This is a genomic window from Neisseria sp. HMSC03D10, assembly GCF_001807625.1.
GTDB lineage: Bacteria > Pseudomonadota > Gammaproteobacteria > Burkholderiales > Neisseriaceae > Neisseria > Neisseria mucosa.
This window is the reverse complement of sequence record NZ_KV789533.1, coordinates 1-526: the sequence shown is the minus strand read 5'-3', so window position 1 is coordinate 526 and position 526 is coordinate 1. Positions and strand designations below refer to the sequence as shown.

The window sequence follows — 526 nt, the reverse complement described above, 5'->3', positions numbered from 1 at the left end:
GTCAGGAAACAGCGAACGGTAATGCTTTAAATAATCAGGCGTTGCTTCGATTTCTAAAAAAGTGCTGCCGTCGTAGTCGGTCTGATGCACTACCGTAAAGCCGTCGGTCGGCCGTTTTAGCTTACGCCGCCTGTGTTTGAGCCATTTCTGCCGCTCTGCCTTGTCTTTCCATCTGAGTACCGCCTGTTTTTCTCCGTCAGGCCGCAAACGGCCGGAAAGCCGCAGATAGCGCCGGTACACGGGAATCTGCCACTTTTTCGCTAAATCTTCAGGCGGCATATCAAGCAAACAGGCACTATGCACCGTGCCTGCCATCTGCCTGAACAAACTCTCGAAGCTATTTACAGGATAAAGCTGCTCGCAGCCCGTTGCGTCATCCGCATATGCTTGAGAAACAGAGACCGTCTGAATGCCGCTATCGGCATGAGACAAAATGGGCAGCAACATGGCCGGCCACAACAAAGCAGCTAAAAATTTCACACTCATCTCCTTCTTGATAAAAATTATTACTTGCATTGATATTATT

The 526-nt window shown here is 49.2% G+C and carries 1 pseudogene; it reads right to left on the bottom strand.

From position 1 onward, the window contains the following. Positions 1–486 (bottom strand): annotated as a pseudogene (locus tag HMPREF3066_RS05925) (hypothetical protein); the annotation flags it as partial. Positions 487–526: the final 40 nt, after the last annotated feature.